Genomic DNA, 16,672 nt, shown 5'->3' with positions numbered 1-16,672 from the left:
AGAATGTCGGGGTGACAGACGTGAGCGGTGACCCGCGCCTTCGAGCGGGCGATGAGAAGCCAGAAGCCGGTTCCGCGGAGGTCGTCCCCGAGACGGCCGGCGCCCCCGCCCGCACGAGTGCCCGGGTCGAGACCCTCGAGGAGCTCCGGGCCGAGCGCGACGCCCTCCTCAACGATCCGCTCGATGCGTGGCTCAAGCACATGCACGTCGGCGGAGTCGTCGCCTCGGCACCGTTCGAGCAGACGCTCTCGTGGCGCGTGACGAAGCCCCTCCGCGCCGTCCGACTCTTCCAGATCCGCGCCACGCAGCTCGGTCTCCGCGGGGCGATGGGCCACACGGCCCGCTACGCCCAGCGCCGGTTCGGGCGCCGCGGATGAGCAGCACCGACGATCTCGACGCCCCCCTCCGCCGCGCGCTGCTCACCGAGCGCCTCGAGCAGCTCGCGCCCTTCCTCCTGGAGCCCGACGAGATCAAGGCTCTCGCGGGTCGCGGCCCCGGCCCCCTGCTCGACGCGATCGCGCGCCGCACCAAGGAGCGCGCCTCCGACGACCTGACCTGGCTGGCCCTCACCTCGTTCCTCGCGGTCTTCCCGGTCGAGCACTTCTTCCTCTGGTTCCGCCGCTCGCTCGAGTTCTGCGAACCGCACGAGGCCCTGCGGGTCTTCCTGTCGGCCGGCGCGCGCGCCTCCACCGGCTACGCAGACCTCGGGTCGCGGCTCGAGATCGTCACCGACGCGGTCATCGCCGATGTCGACTTCTGCGCCCGTCACGCGCACCAGACCGGCATCCAGCGGGTCGTCCGCAACACGATGCGCCGCTGGCACGGCCGGCACGAGGTCACCCCGATCGCCTGGGTCAACGGATCGATGGCGATGCGGCGCCTCAGCGAGATCGAGCTCTCGCGCGTCATCGACTACGAGAACATCCGGTCGGAGCCGTGGCGCGACGGCGACCCCGAGGAGGTCCGCTTCGTCGTGCCCTTCCGCTCGACCGTGCTCGTCCCCGAGGTCCCCGGCCTCAACCTCTGCGCGCCCTACGCGTCGCTCGCGGCGTACTCGGGCAACCGTGTCGGGCTGATCGGCTACGACGCGATCCCGGTCGTGAGCGCCGACACCGTCCCGGGCATCGAGACCGCGCGCTTCGTCAACTACCTCTCGATCGTCAAGCACGCGAGCCACGTCGCGGGCATCAGCGAGTCGGCCTCCGACGAGTTCCGCGGCTTCGTGGACGCGCTGCCCGCACAGGGCCTCACCGGTCCGCAGGTCGACACCGTCGCGCTCCCGGTCGACCGCCCGAACCTCGTGGACGCCTCGATCGCGCCCTCCACGGTCGGTCCGCTCGTCCTCTCGGTGGGCAGCACCGAGCCCCGCAAGAACCACCTCGCCGTGCTGCACGCCGCCGAGCGGCTCTGGCGCGAGGGGCACGTCTTCACGCTGCGCTTCATCGGCAACGGCAACGACTGGTCGACCAGGGTCTTCGACGTGCGGATCCGCGAGGCTCAGCAGGCGGGCCGCTCGGTGGAGCTGTGGCGCGGGGCGAGCGACGAGAAGCTCGTCGCGTCCTACGAGAACGCGCGGTTCCTCGCCTTCCCCTCCACGCACGAGGGCTACGGCCTCCCCGTCGCGGAGGCGCTCGCGCTGGGCGTGCCCGCACTGACCTCGAGCATCGGCTCGCTGGCCGAGATCGCGGCCGACGGCGGCTGCGTCACCGTGGATCCCGGCGATGACGACGCGATCCACGAGGCCATGCGCGAGATGCTCGAGTCCGACGAGCTGATCGACCGGCTCCGCGGAGAGGCGCTCGCGCGCCCGCGGCGGACGTGGGACGACTACGCGGAAGACCTGTGGGGCGTCCTGGTGGGCGCCGACGAGAACGAGGGAGCGCCCCGTGCGTAAGTCCGTGGCGATCGACCGCATGAGCGTGCTGCTCGAGACCCTCGCGCCCGAGCTCGCGCCCGACGCCGAGGTCGACGGCCTGGTGCGCCAGCTCGCCGGCGTCCTCGTGGCGCCGTCCACGGAGGAGGTCTGGCTGACCCTCTCGGTGCTCACCGGCGCTCTGCCGCTGCGCGACGACGTGGTCGACGCGGTGCGGCTCGTCCGCCTCGACGGGGCGACCGCGCTGCTGCGCTCGCTCCTGCGCGAGCGGGCGAACGGGTTCATCCTCAACCGGCTGCAGATGCCGCGCGTCCGCGTGGTCACGGCCGCCGTCGTCGTGGATGTGCACCACACGGCGCGCACCGGTCTCGCGACCGGCATCCAGCGGGTCGTCCGCAAGTCGATCGCCGAGTGGACCAAGCAGCACCAGATGGTGCTCGTCGGCTGGGACAGTGCCGACCGCACGCTCCGCGAGCTCGATCCTCCGCTGCGCCGCAACGCCCTCTACGGCACCGTGCCCGACGCGAAGGCCGACCCCTCGAGCGACATCCTGGTGCCCTGGCGCTCGCGCTACGTCCTCCCCGAGCTCGCGACGGAGGACGAGCGCACCTCGCGGATCGCGGCGATGGCCGAGTTCAGCGGCAACGCCACCTCGACGATCGGGTTCGACTGCGTGCCCCTGACCACGGCCGAGACGGCCCACATCGGCATGAGCGCCGCGTTCTCGCGGACCCTCGTCGCCGTGAGCCACATGGACCGCGTCGCCACGATCTCGGAGGCGGCGGCCGTGGAGTACCGCGGCTGGCGCGAGATGCTGGCCGGAGTGGGGCGGAAGGGTCCGGACATCGAGCCGATCCTCCTGCCGTCCGAGGCCGGAGTCGTCGACGTGGCGGCCCTCGCCAGGGCGAAGGAGAAGCTCGTCACGGGAGACCTCCCGCTGGTCGTCTGCGTCGGCAGCCACGAGCCGCGCAAGAACCACCTCGCCGTGCTGCACGCCGCCGAGCTGCTCTGGCGCGAGGGGCACGAGTTCAGCCTCGTCTTCATCGGCGGCAACGCCTGGAACAGCGAGGGCTTCGACGCCCAACTCGCTCGGCTGCAGGCCGAGGAGCGCGAGGTGTCCTCCTTCTCGGCGATCACCGACGAGCTCCTCTGGAGCGCCTACCGGCTCGCCCGGTTCACGGTCTTCCCCTCGCTCAACGAGGGATTCGGGCTGCCGGTCGCGGAGTCGCTGGCCGTCGGCACGCCCGTCCTGACGGCGCAGTACGGCAGCATGGCCGAGATCGCCTCGCAGGGCGGAGCGGTCACGGTCGACTCGCGCGACGACCACGACATCGCGCGGGGGATGCGCGAGCTGCTCACCGACGACGAGCTGCTGGCGCGTCTGCAGACGGAGGCGTCTTCGCGCGACAACTCCTCGTGGGCCGAGTACGCCGCCACGCTCTGGGACTTCGTCGCCGCCGAACGCTAGGCGGCGTCGTCACCAGGCGAGACGCGTGTTTCCCGAGTCGGAATTCTCCTCGGCGGTGCTCGGCGCTGGTGCCAGGTCACTCCGCACGGGTGGATTGTGCTCCCGAGCCGTTTCGCCGGTCTGATTCGACTCATCGACGGCGAACCCCTCGGCCACATCGGCCGCGGTGCCTTCTCTGCTCGTCGCGCCTACACCCTCACCTCGACGGTCGTCCCTCTGCCCAGTCGGTTGTGGTTGCATCGCCGGATCTGGGTCCCCTCGGCTTTCAGCGTCGGCGCTACTCGATGTCTTCGCCACTGGACCGCGCGGAGGTGAAGCCTCACCGTCCGATGCTCTCTGTGTCGGCTTCGCTTTGACTGTCGCGGTCTGGACCGCCTGGCTCCCGAAGTAGAAGGCGGCGATAGCGACGACGAGCGTTCCCAGCGTGGTCTGGAGTTGCTGAGACATTTGGAGCGATGGGGAGTCTCCGCCGTCGAGGACGACAGTGACCAGGCGGCCGCCATCCTCGTCGAGGCCGGATCCCTCCTCTAAGAGAGTCCTGGAGACCACTTCCTGGGCAGGATACTGGTCTGCCTGCTCTTGCGTGATGCCCTCTATCCTGCGCACGTCACGGCGGTCGGCGTTGGCGATCAGAAAGACTGACACGACCGCGAATATAACCAGGAGGAGTAGGGCGATGATCGCGCGAATGCTTCCCTCCGGTAGACCCATGGCGTGGTTTCGATTCGCCAAATCGAGCCGGCTGAAGATGATGGCTGCGGACGCGAGCGCAAGGATCAGCACCATCGCAGACGCGATGACGAGGATCGGCAGCGCGATCTCGGCAAGGAAGACCCCTTGGCGGTTGAGGAACCAGAGGGTGAAAGCGAGGGTGGCTATCACGACGAAGAATCCGAAGATGAGAGACCAGACCACGCGAGCGGCACTGCGAACCTGCTTCTGACCGGCTCGCCAGGGTCGATACGCCGGATCGCGTCGTTCGCGCAGGGAGCCGTGGTCTTCCTGGGAAGAAGATGCACCAGTAGATCCCACCACCATGACCCCGCTCCTCACGCCGTCGTGATGGCGCAACGCTACGACCTCTGCTCTCCTGCGTCCAGGAACACGAATCGGCCATGACACTTTCCGCCTGAACCGCCGCGTCGGCACAGGCTCACGCGGCGAGCTCCTCCGCAGTCCGGACGAGAACCTCTGCAGCGTCGGTCCACGGGCGAATGCGCCCGGGATCTACCCGCCGAGGGGCCGCCATTGCGATTTCAAGGGCCTGGACGAGTTCGTCCTGCCGCTCGGGATCAACGAAGACGGCGGCGTCCTCGTGGCCGGCGAGGGCGTCGCGAATTCCCGGGACGTCAGAGGCGATGACCGGCGTACCTGATGCCACGGCCTCGAGAGCCGGCAGTCCGAACCCCTCGTGGTGCGAGACGAGGACGAGAGCTTCAGCCCCCGAGATCAGGGCCGGCAGCACCTCGGCCGGAATCGGCCGTGTGACGATCCGCACATCGGCGCCCGCCTCCGTCGCACTGCGGACTTCCGCAACGATCTCCCCGTCGTCCCACCCGGTCGCACCCACCAGCAAAAGGGTGTGCCCGACCGGTCGGTCGGCGGCAGCGTAGGAACGGATGAGTAGCGGCAGATTCTTCCGGGGCTCGCGCGCTCCGACGAACAGCAGATATCGGTCGACCTGCAGCTCGCCAGCGACGGCGCGCTCCTCCTCGCGGGGACGCGGTCGGAAGACACCGGAGTCGACGGTCGTGGGGAGGACTCGGATCCGGTCGGCGCCGACGCCGAGGAGCTGCTCGATCTCGCGCGCCGCCGACGGCGTTCCCGTCGCCACCAGGCTCGTGCGCCGCAGCCATCCCGGCACGTGGGCGCGGAGGAAGCGGCGCCGCTCCTCCGGGACCATCGCCGGCTGCGCGGCGAAGCAGACGTCGTGCACGAAGGTGATCGACGGGCTGAGCGTCCGCCAGTTGCGGAAGTTCGGGAAGAAGTAGACGCCCCGGCCGATCAGCACGTCGATCGGGAGCGGGGTGCGGGTCAGCAGCCCGAAGACGCGGCGGGGGAGCGGCACCCCGCGCACCCGGACGCCGTCGGGGGCGCGGCGCGCGACGGCGGCCCGCTCCGAGAACGGCGCGAAGAGCGTCGTCTCGACCCGGCCGGCGAAGCGCGGGTCGGCGAGCGCGCGCACGGTCTCGAGAAGGACGACTCCGACCCCGGTCAGCGCCTCCGCCGCGAGCGGTGTCGCATCGACGCGGAGGCGGACGCGACGGCTCACGCCCGGGTGACCCCGCCCACGGTCGCCGAGGCGGCCACGCTGACGAGACCGACCCGCTTGTCGCTCCGCTCGACCGTGAAGCGCGCGCCGACGGGCACGCGGGTGAATTCGCCGTTGCCGAGGGTCGACGCCGAGGCGTGCACCGCGTAGGTCCCGCCGCCGAAGCGGATGTCGGGGAGGTGGAACGCGACGGTGGTCTCCTCCGTGAGCGGAGGGTGCTCGAAGCCGAGCCGCATGGTGTTGGTGCCGAAGACGATCTGCCCCATCGGGGTGTCGACGCCCATGCCCAGGAACCAGTTCTCGAGCGGCGTCGAGCTGAGCGGCCGCAGGGTCACGCGGACCTCGAGGTCGTCGCCCGGGCGGAGCGTGCGGTTGCCGTCCTCGACGGTGCCGCCGTCGAGCTCGATGCTCACGATCTCGGCGGGCTGGATCTGCTCGACCTCCTCGCCGGACTCCTCCGCCTCGACGATCGCCTCAGCGGTCTCGCGCTCGACGCGCTCCTGGCGGGAGGACTCGAAGCCGTTGCGGAGCACCTCGAGGCCCCGGGCGGTCTCGCCGTCGTAGATCACGTGGCCGTGCTCGAGGACGATGGCCCGGTCGCAGAGCTCGCCGACCTGCTCGAGCGAGTGGGTGACGAGGACGATGGTCTTGCCGGCGCGCTGGAAGGCGCGGATGCGGTCCATGCACTTGCGCTGGAAGGGCTCGTCACCCACCGCGAGGACCTCGTCGACGAGGAGCAGGTCGGGGTCGGTGTGGATCGCGATCGCGAAGGCGAGCCGTACGTACATGCCGGAGGAGTAGAACTTCACCTGGGTGTCGATGAAGTCGGCGATCTCGGAGAAGTCGACGATCGAGTCGAACTTCTCCTCGAGCTCCTTGCGGGAGAGCCCGAGGATCGCGCCGTTCAGGAAGACGTTCTCGCGGCCGGTGAGGTCGGGGTGGAAGCCCGCGCCGAGCTCGAGGAGCGCCGCGAGGCGGCCCCGACGCTCGACGATGCCGGTGGTCGGCTGGATGATGCCGCCGATGAGCTTCAGCAGCGTGCTCTTGCCCGAGCCGTTCGCGCCGATCAGGCCGACCGTCGAGCCGAGCGGGATCTCGATGTCGATGTCGCGCAGCGCCCAGAAGTCGTCGCGGTGCTGCTTGCCGCGGCCGAAGTTGACGACGCGCTCCTTGAGGCTCTTGTCCTTGCGGATCACGAAGCGCTTGGAGGCGTTCTGCACGCGGATGATGGTCGGCATCGCCGCCGCAGCGGGGAGGCCGATCTCGGTCTCGAGGGTCATGGGGTCAGATCTCCTGGGCGAAGTTGCCCTCGAGGCGGCGGAAGATGCGGTGGGAGACCCACACCAGCACCAGCCCCACGAGGAAGACGATGAGCAGGTGGAGGGCCATGTCGGCCGGCCACGGCTGCCCGGCGACGGCGCGGAAGGTGCCGTCGGTCTGCTCGACCTGCGTCTCGCGCGAACCCGGTCCCCAGATGGCGCGCTGGAAGGCGAGCATGGCGTTGGTCATCGGGTTCAGCAGGTAGATCTGCTCGAGCCACGGCGGCACCGTCTCGACGACGAACGACCAGGCGTACGTGATCGGCGAGAGCCAGAAGAAGATGAGCAGGCCGACCTCGACGAGGAACTGGATGTCGCGCAGGTAGACGTTGAGCGCCGACAGCGCGAGAGCGAGCGCCAGCCCGTAGACGAGCGTGACCGCGAGGGCCGGGAAGATGAAGAGCAGCTGCCAGCTGAACTCGAACGCGCCGAGGGCTATGGCGCCGACGATCAGCACCAGGAACTGCACCGCGAAGTTGAACAGGGCAGCGCCGATCGTGGCGACGGGGAAGATCTCGCGCGGGAGGTAGACCTTCTTGATGAGTCCGGCGTTCGCGAGGATCGAGGTGGTGCCGGTGGCGACGATCTCGCTGAAGAGGTTCCACAGCGTCAGTCCGCAGAAGACGAAGATCGCGAACACCGGGATCCCGCGGGCAGCGCCGAGGAACTGGCCGATCGCGACGTAGTAGATCATCAGCATCACGAGCGGGCGGATGAGCGTCCAGACGAAGCCGAGGCTCGAGTCCTTGTAGCGGGCCTTGAGCTCGCGGTTGACGAGGAGCTTGAGGAGCTCGCGGTGCTTGAAGATGTCGACGAGGGACGAGACGAAGCCGCTCTTGCGCCCGACGCCCGGCTGCGTGCCGCTCTGGTGGAAGGGCTCGCGATCGATCGCGTCGACGCGGTCAGCCGCGCGCGTGATCGTCGAATTCCTGGTGCTCATCGGTCTCCCAGCCATAGCACTGCCGTGGCGGCAGCCAGATCATTGTACGTACCCTCCCCGGAGCACCGCCGTGGCGGCACGGGAGGGAGCGTGTGCGGCGTCAGCGTGCTCGGCGGGCGAGCTCGAGGTCGTTCTCGACCATCCTCGCGACGATGTCCTCGAAGCCGACGGTCGGCGCCCAGCCCAGGGCCTCGCGGGCCTTGGAGGCGTCTCCGCGCATCTCGGGGGCGTCGACCGGGCGGGCGAAGCGCGGGTCGATGACGACGCGGTCCTCCCACTCGTCGATGCCGGCGGCCGCGAAGGCGGCGCCGACGAACTCGCGGACCGAGTGCGCGACCCCGGTGGCGACGACGTAGTCGTCGGCGCTCTCGGCGCGCGAGGCGCGGAGCAGGGCGTCGACGTAGTCGGGCGCCCAGCCCCAGTCCCGGCGGGCGTCGAGGTTCCCCAGCGAGAGCTCCTCGGCCGCGCCGACGGCGATGGCCGCGACTCCGGCCGTGATCTTGCGGGTGACGAAGCTCTCGGGCCGGCGGGGCGACTCGTGGTTGTACAGGATCGCGGAGGACGCGTGCAGGCCCCGGCCGCGGTAGACGCCGACGAGGTGGTGCGCGAACGCCTTGGCCGCGCCGTAGGGCGAGACCGGGCGGATCGGGGTCGACTCCGTCTGCGGGTTCTCGGTGGCGGCGCCGAAGATCTCGGAGGAGGAGGCCTGCACGAAGCGGACCTCGCGGCCCGACGACTCCTGCAGCGCCATCGCGGCCTCGAGCAGCGCCGCGACGGCGGTGCCGGTGACCTCGGCGGTGAGGACCGGCTCCTGCCAGGACTGCGCGACGGAGGAGATGCCGGCGAGGTGGAACAGCGCGTCCGGTGCCGCCGCCGCCACGGCGCGGCCGAGGCCGGCCGCATCGCGGAGGTCGCCCTCGAAGGGACGGACGGCGGAGGGGAGCGACGAGTCGTCCCCTCCGCGCACGAGGGCTGCGACGTCCCAGCCGTCCGCGAGCAGGCGCTCGACGAGGTAGCCCCCGTCCTGCCCGCTCGCCCCGGTGACGAAGGCGACCGGCACGGCGACTACCTGTTCAGCTGGGTCTGCTCGGCGAGGTCGTTCTCGACCATCATCGCGACCAGCTCGGGGAAGGAGACCTTGGGCTCCCAGCCGAGGACGGTGCGGGCCTTCGCCGGGTCGCCGATGAGCAGGTCGACCTCGGCGGGACGCATGAACGCGGGGTTCTGCGTGACGTAGGGGGTCCAGTCCTCGATGCCGACGTGCCGGAAGGCGATGTCGAGGTACTCGCGGATCTCGTGCGTCTCCCCGGTCGCGACGACGTAGTCGTCACCCTCGGGCTGCTGCAGCATGCGCCACATCGCATCGACGTAGTCGCCGGCGAAGCCCCAGTCGCGCTTGGCGTCGAGGTTGCCGAGCTCCAGGGTCTCCTGCAGTCCGAGCTTGATGCGGGCCACCGCGAGGCTGATCTTGCGGGTGACGAACTCCGGGCCGCGGCGGGGCGACTCGTGGTTGAAGAGGATGCCCGAGGAGGCGTGCATGTCGTACGACTCGCGGTAGTTGATGGTCATGTAGTGACCGAAGACCTTCGCGACACCGTAGGGCGAGCGCGGCCAGAGGAGGGTCTCCTCGCTCTGGGGGACCTGCTGCACCTTGCCGAACATCTCGGAGGAGGAGGCCTGGTAGAACTTCACGCGCGACATGTCGGAGCCGGCGTAGAGGCGCGTGGCCTCGAGGATGTTCAGGACGCCCTTGCCGGTGACGTCGGTGGTGAGCGACGCGTTCTCCCACGAGTAGGCGACGAACGAGATCGCGCCGAGGTTGTAGACCTCGTCGGGCTGGGCCACGGCGAGCACGCGGACGAGGCTCGAGACGTCGGTCAGGTCGCCCGTGAGCAGCGTGACCTCGGGGACGGTGCGGCGGACCAGCTCGTACTTGGGGTTGTTCTGCCCGCGGACCAGGCCGAAGACCTCGTAGCCCTTCGAGACGAGCAGTTCGGCGAGGTACAGGCCGTCCTGGCCGGTGATTCCGGTGATCAAAGCGCGGGGCACGTGGTGGTCCGTTTCGTCGTGGGTCGATGACAGCGGGCTACATACTACCCATCGGCCTCCCGGAGGCCGGGGATCCGGCCCGGGGCGGCGCCCGAGTGGACGTCCGCCGCCGCCGCCGCCGGGAGCGGGCCGCGCGGGTATCCTGACCCGGCTCGGGAACGACCGGGACACCGGATCGATCGGCTTCGCCGGGATCGGAACGCGATTGGACGCCATGCCCGAGAACCTCCCCGTCACCCTCGCCGTGCTCACCGTCGATCCGGGCGGGATGGGCGGCGGCGAGACCTACGCCCGTGCGCTGACGCGCCTCCTGGTGCCCCGCGCCGGCGAGGAGGGGCTGCGCGTCCGTGCGCTCGTGCCCGAGAACGCGCGGGGCTTCAGCGAGGGAGTGCCCGAGGTCGTCGCGCGCGGAGTGGTCAGCGGCGCCGGGCACCGCCGCCGCGCGATCGGGATGCTCCAGGCGGCCGTCCGCACGCTCCGGCTGCGCCGGCTGCTCGGCCGCGACGAGATCCTCTACTTCCCCTTCACCGTGCCGCTGCCCTACCCGTCGCGCAGGCAGGGGCACGTGCAGATGGTCTTCGACCTGCAGCACCGCGACCTCCCGCAGCTGTTCCCGCGCATCGAGCGGGTGTTCCGGAGGGTCGCCTACGAGGCCACCGCGCGCCGCGCCGACGCCGTCATCACCATCAGCGCCTTCACGAAGAGCCGCATCGTCGAGCTCCTCGGCATCCCCGAGGAGCGGATCCACGTCTCGCACCTGGGCGTGGACACCGAGCGGTTCCGCCCGAACCTGGGGAAGCGGGAGGACTTCGTCCTCTACCCGGCGCGCGCCTGGCCGCACAAGAACCACGCGCGGCTCTTCGAGGCGATGCGCCTGCTGCGCGCCGACGGCCACCCGTTCCGCCTGGTGCTGACGGGCGGCGACCTCGACCGGCTCGCTCCGCTGCCCGACTTCGTCGACTGGCGCGGTCACGTCACCGAGCAGGAGCTCGCCGAGCTCTACCGCCGTGCAGCGGCGCTGGCCTTCCCGAGTCTCTACGAGGGCTTCGGCTTCCCGCCGATCGAGGCGATGGCGTCCGGCTGCCCCGTCGCCGCCTCCTCTGCGGGCTCGCTGCCCGAGATCTGCGGCGACGCCGCCGTGTACGTCGATCCGCTCGACCCGCGCTCGATCGCCGACGGGATCCTCGAGGCGATCGGGCGCGGCCCCGAGCTCGGGCCGCTCGGTGTCGAGCGCGCCCGCCGCTTCAGCTGGGAGCGCTGCCGCGAGGAGCACCTGGCCGTCTTCCGCGCGGTCGCCGCGCAGAGGGCGGCGTCGAGGGTCAGTCCCTCGGGTGCAGGAGGCGCCGCCAGCTGAGCCCCTGCGCGGCGCGCATCGCGCAGATCACCACGAGCAGCCAGCCCGCGTCGAGCAGGATCGAGCTCTCGGCGAGCGCGGTGATGATCAGCACCGTGAGCACCAGGACGGGCCAGACGTGCACGACCGCCTTGCGCTCGGACGCGATCAGCCAGGAGCGCCACAGCGCGAGTCCGATCAGGACCAGGAACAGCACCACTCCGACGACGCCGACCTGCAGGGCCAGGTCGAAGACCGCGTTGAGACTCGACGAGTGCGGCCGGCCCGAGAGGTAGTCGATGGCGGTGAAGGGGTACAGATCGGTGCGCCAGTACCCCACCCAGCCCCAGCCGATGATCGGGGCGAGATCGGTGAACCGCCCGACCTGCTCCCAGAGCCGCACCCGGAACTCGAACTCGCTGCCCGCGTTGAGCATGTCGATGATCCGCGAGCGGAAGATCCACGCGGTCAGAGCGGCGGCGGCCGCGATGCTCACCGTGACGTACTGCCGGCGCCGCCGCTGACCGCCGTCGCCGCGCCGCACCCAGCGGAGGGCGAGGGCGACGACGGCGGCGACGACCAGCACCCCCGCGCTGACGGCCGAGCGCGTGAAGAGCAGGGTGAGAGCGGCCAGCACGATCGAGGCGATGGCGGGGCCGCGGGCGAGCGAGCGCGTCACGAGCTCGATCGAGAAGGTGACGATCGCCAGCAGGCAGACCAGGCCGAGCTGGTTGCGCGTGCCGACCAGCCCCTGGACCGGGCCGCCCGAGGCGAGCAGGCCCTCGACGCCGAGGAAGCGCAGCGGGCGGTCGATCAGCACGCCGGCCAGCACCTCGACCGCCAGGGAGGCGACCAGGACGACTCGCATCACGTCGCCGACCGCGCGGATGATCTGGATGATGTCCCGCGTCAGCCCGATCGCGATCGCGAGGAACGCCAGGGCGAACTGGTACGCCACGCTCGAGACGGTCGCCCACTGGTAGCCGCTCCACAGCACGCTCAGGCCGATCCAGCCGAGGAAGACCAGGATGCTCGTCGGCAGCAGGCCCTCCCAGTCGAGCATCCCGCGCCGGAGGATCAGCATCCCACCCGCGAGGATCGTCAGCGTCGCGATCGCGGCGACGTAGCCCGGCCAGCCGATGACACCGCGGACAGCGGGCGCGCAGAGCACGACGACGAGGGAGGTCTGCGCGAGCGCGGCGGCGAACTGCGGCGAGACCAGTGCGTCCGCGAGGGACGCCGGGAGCGCGGACGGCGTCCGATCGCTCATCGACCGGAGCGCTCGACGGCGAGGGGGATCGGCTCGGCGGTGAGCGCATCCTCCGTCTCGTTCGCGGGCTGCTTCGTCAGGACGGCGAGGGCGACCAGGAGGAGCCAGCCGCCCTCGATCAGGATGCGGCTCTCGGCCAGCGACTGGGCGAGCAGCGCGACGCTCAGCAGCAGCGGTGCGAGCGACGTCGCCGAGTAGGGGAGCGTCGTGGTGGCGCTGCGGCGGGGGCGGTCGACCGCGCGGAACCACGAGCGCCAGAGCGTCGAGGCGGCCAGGGCGACGAAGAGGACGAGGCCGACGATCCCGAGCTGGAACCAGACGTCGAGCCAGGCGTCGTGCGCCTGCAGGTAGAGCACGCCCTTGCGCTCGGCGAGGGTGTCGAAGGGGGCCGCCCACGGCGCCCAGTAGCTGACCCAGCCCCAGCCGAGCACGGGACGCTCGGAGGCGAGAGCCCAGACGGCCCGCCAGATGTCGAGCCGGCCCGTCGCGTCGTCGCTCTTGCCCAGGAGGCCGAGCAGGGCGCTCCAGCCGACGATCGTGCCGGCGACGGTGACGCCGACGATCCCGAGCGCGGTGGCGTACACGGGCCGGCGCCCCGACTCCCCGCGGCGCCGGGCCCAGAGGGCCAGGGCGGCGGCCAGCGCGACGGCGACGGCGCACAGGATCACGGTCGAGGAGCGCGTGAGCAGCAGTGCGGCGACGAAGAGGACGGCCCAGAGCGCGCCCCACCGACGGCGGATGCTGTGCGACGCGAGCTCGATCGCGACGACGATCAGGCCGAGCAGCGCGACGAAGCCCAGCAGGTTGCGGTTGCCGACGATGCCCTGGATCGGCTCGCCGGTGAAGAGGTCGGCCAGCGACCAGTAGAACGCGTCGGGGATGCGGCCGTCGGGCAGGTCGATGACCACCGGCAGGACCGGCTGCCGCACGAACACCGCGATCACCAGCTCGAACAGGAGGGAGAGGCCGACCGTGATCCGCAGCGCTCGCCCGAGGGCGGTCACGAAGGAGCGGACGCCGAGCGTCAGGGCGATGACCACGCCGCCGAACGTGGTGGCCAGCTGCGCGACGATGCCGATCGCGCTCGCGCCGGGGTAGGCCGACCACAGCAGCGACAGGACCGCCAGTGCGAGGAACGCGACCAGCGACTTCGGGGTCCGGCTCCAGCGCAGGCGCGGCCGCTCGCGGACGACCAGCGCGACGCACGCGACGAGGAGCGCCGCGACGACGGCGCCCCAGCCCCACCAGCCGAGCAGGTTGCGCAGCGCCTGGCCGCCCACCATGACCGTGAGCACCGCGACCGCGAGCGCTCGGGGAGCGGCGGGCGCGGCGCGTCGGATCATGGCGATCAGTCTAGGGAGCGGGCGGGTCGGCCCGGCTCAGACGAACGCCGCGCTGCCGGTGATGGCGCGGCCGACGATCAGAGTGTTCATCTCGCGCGTGCCCTCGTACGAGTAGAGCGCCTCCGCGTCGGCGAAGAACCGCGCGACTCCGTAGTCGAGCACGATGCCGTTGCCGCCCATCACCTCGCGGCACCAGGCCACCGTCTCGCGCATCCGCGATGTCGTGTACGCCTTGGCGAGGGCGGAGTGCTCGTCGCGCTGCTCGTCGTCGTCCAGCATCTCGGAGACCCGGGTCGCGAGAGCGATGCTGGCCGTGATGTTGCCGATGCTCTTCACCAGCAGGTCCTGCACGAGCTGGTGCTCGACGAGCGGCTTGCCGAACTGGACGCGCTCGCGGGCGTAGCGCAGGGCCGCGTCGTAGGCGCCGATCGCGACTCCGATCGCCTGCCATGCGACCTCGGCGCGGGTGAGGCGGAGGACCTTCGCGGTGTCGCGGAAGGAGTTCGCGCCCTGCAGGCGGAGCGACTCGGGCACGACGACGCCCTCGAGCACGATGTCGGCGTTCTGCACGGTGCGCAGGCTCTGCTTGCGCGCGATCGCCGTCGCCCGGTAGCCGGGCGCCTGGGTGGGGACGAGGAAGCCCTTCACCTGGCCGTCGGCGACGTCCTTCGCCCAGATCACGGTGATGTCGCTGAAGGTCGCGTTGCCGATCCAGCGCTTGGCGCCGTCGAGCACCCAGCTGTCGCCCTCGCGGCGGGCGGTGGTGCGCAGGCCCTGCGCCGAGTCGGAGCCGGACTGCGGCTCGGTGAGGCCGAAGGCGCCGATCACCTCGCCCGAGGCGAGCTTCGGGAGCCACTCGGCGCGCTGCTCCGGCGACCCGGCGACGCCGACGGTGCCCATGACGAGTCCGTTCTGCACCCCGACGTAGGTCGCGATGCCGGCGTCGACCCGGCCGAGCTCGAGCGCGACCCAGCCGCGGAACACGGCCGAGTTCTCGATCGCCCGGGTCTCGGGCCACGAGAGGCCGACGACTCCGGAGGCGTGGATGCCGGGGATCAGCTGCCGCGGGAACTCGGCGCGCTCCCAGTAGTCGTCGGCGATCGGACGCACCTCGGCCTCGAGGAAGGCGCGGACGCCGGTGATCAGCTGCTTCTCGGCGGGCGTGAGCCGCCCCTCGAACCCGTAGAAGTCGGCCGCCAGGATCTCGAAGGTCGTGCTGTCCATGCTCCATCGCTCCGTTGCTCTCGTGGCGCATCGACCGGTGCCGCGGGAGCGGCGACGATGCGGCTCCTCCCAGCGTACGAAGGAGGGGCGCGCCCGCCGCGCCCGCTGGCGGAGAGCGCCAAGGGCGCCGCCGTCAGCGGCCGTCGGCCTTGTAGATCCTGCTAGCGTCGGGGCGGAGCGGCCCCGGGACGTGCGGCTCCGACCCCACTGTCTCGACGGAAGGCGGCCGCCCCGTGTTCATCCCGATCGGCAACACCCCCCGCGACTACGCCTGGGGCTCGCTCACCGGCATCTCGGAGGCGCTCGGCACCCCGGCGTCCGGATCGCCCGAGGCGGAGCTCTGGCTGGGGGCGCACCCCGGCTCGCCGTCGCGCATCCTCGACCCCGCCTCCGTCGGCGCCTCGACCCTCGCGGAGTACCTCGCGCACGACCCGGAGGCGGCGCTCGCCGGGGTGCAGGGCTCGGTGGACCCGGTCTCGGGCGCACCCCGCCTGCCGTTCCTCCTCAAGATCCTCGCGGCCGGCGGACCGCTCTCGCTGCAGGCGCACCCCTCGTCCGAGACCGCGCGGCGCCGCTTCGTCGAGGAGGACGAGGCCGGCGTCCCGCGCGACGCGGCGAACCGCAACTACAAGGACCCTTTCCACAAGCCCGAGCTGATCTACGCGCTGAGCGAGACCTTCGACGCGCTCTGCGGGTTCCGCGAGCCCGCCGGCACCCGGGCGCTCCTCGCCGACCTCGCCGGCCGGGCCACCGGGCCCGCGGCAGAGGCGATCACCGCGTTCGCGCGGACGCTCGAGGGGGAGCCGGAGGCGGTGCTGCGCCACGCCGTGACCTGGCTGCTCGAGGACGGCAACCGCGACGAGGTGGCGGCGCTGGTCGCCGCCGTCGTGGCGTCGTCCGAGGGCGACGACCGGCTCGAGACCGCCACCGTCCGCGATCTCGCGGACAGCTACCCCGGCGACCCCGGGATCGCGCTCTCGCTGCTGCTCAACCGGGTGCGCCTCGCGCGGGGCGAGGTGCTGTATCTGCCGGCCGGCAACATCCACGCCTACCTCCTCGGCACGGGCGTCGAGCTGATGGCGGCCTCCGACAACGTGCTGCGCGGCGGGCTCACCCCCAAGCACATCGACGTGCACGAGCTGGTGGACGTCCTCGACTTCTCGCCGCTGCCGGTGCCGTACCTGCACCCGGAGGAGCCGGCCGCCGGGCTGAGCGTCTACCGCCCCGACGTCCCCGACTTCGTGCTCTCGGTCGTCGAGCCGGTGTCGGAGGAGCCGGTGACGGTGCCGATGACGGGTCCGGCGATCGCGATCGCGACCGCGGGGGAGTTCACGCTGCGCGGCGCGGACGGGGAGACCCGGATCGAGCGGGGCGGGAGCGTCTACGTCACTCCGTCGGAGCAGGCGCTGGCCGTGACGGGGCACGGGACGCTGTTCGTCGCCACGGTCTGACGCGATACTGCTGCGAGAGGCGCCTCCCGACGCCTCTCGGGCTCGTGGAACGACTTCCGGCTCGGAGAACTGCGTCCGGCTCGCGCGATGACGTCCGGCTCGTCGGAATCACCTGATCCTGCGAGCCCGT

The 16,672-nt window shown here is 71.3% G+C and carries 14 protein-coding genes; 5 read left to right on the top strand and 9 right to left on the bottom strand.

Annotated features, from left to right (window positions below; translation table 11 throughout):
• Nucleotides 1–11: 11 nt before the first annotated feature.
• Genes GRS96_RS15015 through GRS96_RS15005 form a run of 3 tightly spaced genes read left to right on the top strand, consistent with a single transcriptional unit; the run spans nt 12 to nt 3,341 of the window.
• Nucleotides 12–377: a hypothetical protein gene (locus GRS96_RS15015; protein ID WP_159856670.1), complete on the top strand. Its 366-nt coding sequence runs from the start codon at nt 12–14 to the stop codon at nt 375–377.
• Nucleotides 374–1,894, top strand: a complete 1,521-nt coding sequence (locus tag GRS96_RS15010; protein WP_159988865.1) for a glycosyltransferase family 4 protein — start codon at nt 374–376, stop codon at nt 1,892–1,894. The genes GRS96_RS15015 and GRS96_RS15010 overlap by 4 nt, the downstream gene beginning before the upstream one ends.
• Complete coding sequence (locus GRS96_RS15005; RefSeq protein ID WP_159988864.1) at nt 1,887–3,341, top strand: glycosyltransferase; 1,455 nt, start codon at nt 1,887–1,889, stop codon at nt 3,339–3,341. The genes GRS96_RS15010 and GRS96_RS15005 overlap by 8 nt, the downstream gene beginning before the upstream one ends.
• Before the next feature lie 9 nt (nt 3,342–3,350).
• Here GRS96_RS15005 and GRS96_RS15000 read toward each other — a convergent pair whose 3' ends face one another.
• From GRS96_RS15000 to GRS96_RS14975, 6 genes are all read right to left on the bottom strand, one after another.
• Complete coding sequence (locus tag GRS96_RS15000) at nt 3,351–4,256, bottom strand: hypothetical protein (protein ID WP_159856664.1); 906 nt, start codon at nt 4,254–4,256, stop codon at nt 3,351–3,353.
• Between the two features lie 238 nt (nt 4,257–4,494).
• The gene (locus GRS96_RS14995; protein ID WP_159856662.1) at nt 4,495–5,613 is read right to left on the bottom strand and encodes a glycosyltransferase family 4 protein; all 1,119 of its coding nucleotides are present in this window, start codon (nt 5,611–5,613) and stop codon (nt 4,495–4,497) included.
• The gene (locus tag GRS96_RS14990) at nt 5,610–6,893 is read right to left on the bottom strand and encodes an ABC transporter ATP-binding protein (RefSeq protein WP_235021988.1); all 1,284 of its coding nucleotides are present in this window, start codon (nt 6,891–6,893) and stop codon (nt 5,610–5,612) included. The genes GRS96_RS14995 and GRS96_RS14990 overlap by 4 nt, the downstream gene beginning before the upstream one ends.
• A 4-nt stretch (nt 6,894–6,897) precedes the next feature.
• Nucleotides 6,898–7,872, bottom strand: a complete 975-nt coding sequence (locus GRS96_RS14985; RefSeq protein WP_159856660.1) for an ABC transporter permease — start codon at nt 7,870–7,872, stop codon at nt 6,898–6,900.
• A gap of 100 nt (nt 7,873–7,972) precedes the next feature.
• Nucleotides 7,973–8,932 carry a GDP-mannose 4,6-dehydratase gene (locus tag GRS96_RS14980; protein WP_159988863.1) on the bottom strand — a complete coding sequence of 320 codons (960 nt, stop codon included), beginning with the start codon at nt 8,930–8,932 and terminating at the stop codon, nt 7,973–7,975.
• Nucleotides 8,933–8,937: 5 nt separating this feature from the next.
• Complete coding sequence (locus GRS96_RS14975; RefSeq protein WP_159856656.1) at nt 8,938–9,921, bottom strand: GDP-mannose 4,6-dehydratase; 984 nt, start codon at nt 9,919–9,921, stop codon at nt 8,938–8,940.
• A gap of 214 nt (nt 9,922–10,135) precedes the next feature.
• Here GRS96_RS14975 and GRS96_RS14970 point away from each other — a divergent pair, with 214 nt between their 5' ends.
• Nucleotides 10,136–11,275, top strand: coding sequence for a glycosyltransferase family 4 protein (locus tag GRS96_RS14970; protein WP_159988862.1), 1,140 nt, complete (start codon nt 10,136–10,138; stop codon nt 11,273–11,275).
• Here GRS96_RS14970 and GRS96_RS14965 read toward each other — a convergent pair.
• From GRS96_RS14965 to GRS96_RS14955, 3 genes are read right to left on the bottom strand one after another with little or no spacing between them, the layout of a single operon-like run.
• A complete protein-coding gene (locus GRS96_RS14965; protein WP_159988861.1) occupies nt 11,241–12,524 on the bottom strand; it encodes an O-antigen ligase family protein in 1,284 nt (427 codons plus the stop codon). The two genes, GRS96_RS14970 and GRS96_RS14965, sit on opposite strands and share 35 nt — an antisense overlap.
• Entirely contained in the window at nt 12,521–13,867 is a 1,347-nt protein-coding gene (locus GRS96_RS14960) for an O-antigen ligase family protein (protein WP_159856650.1), read from the bottom strand. The genes GRS96_RS14965 and GRS96_RS14960 overlap by 4 nt, the downstream gene beginning before the upstream one ends.
• A 36-nt stretch (nt 13,868–13,903) precedes the next feature.
• Nucleotides 13,904–15,091: an acyl-CoA dehydrogenase family protein gene (locus tag GRS96_RS14955; RefSeq protein ID WP_159856648.1), complete on the bottom strand. Its 1,188-nt coding sequence runs from the start codon at nt 15,089–15,091 to the stop codon at nt 13,904–13,906.
• Between the two features lie 233 nt (nt 15,092–15,324).
• Here GRS96_RS14955 and manA point away from each other — a divergent pair, with 233 nt between their 5' ends.
• Nucleotides 15,325–16,542 (top strand): mannose-6-phosphate isomerase, class I, encoded by a 1,218-nt coding sequence (gene manA / locus GRS96_RS14950; RefSeq protein ID WP_159988860.1) that lies wholly within the window; start codon nt 15,325–15,327, stop codon nt 16,540–16,542.
• The last annotated feature ends 130 nt before the right edge of the window (nt 16,543–16,672 follow it).

Origin of the sequence: Rathayibacter sp. VKM Ac-2803, from assembly GCF_009807175.1 — a bacterium.
GTDB lineage: Bacteria > Actinomycetota > Actinomycetes > Actinomycetales > Microbacteriaceae > Rathayibacter.
Note: the sequence above shows the minus strand (reverse complement) of the source record. Positions and strands in the feature narration are given on the sequence as shown.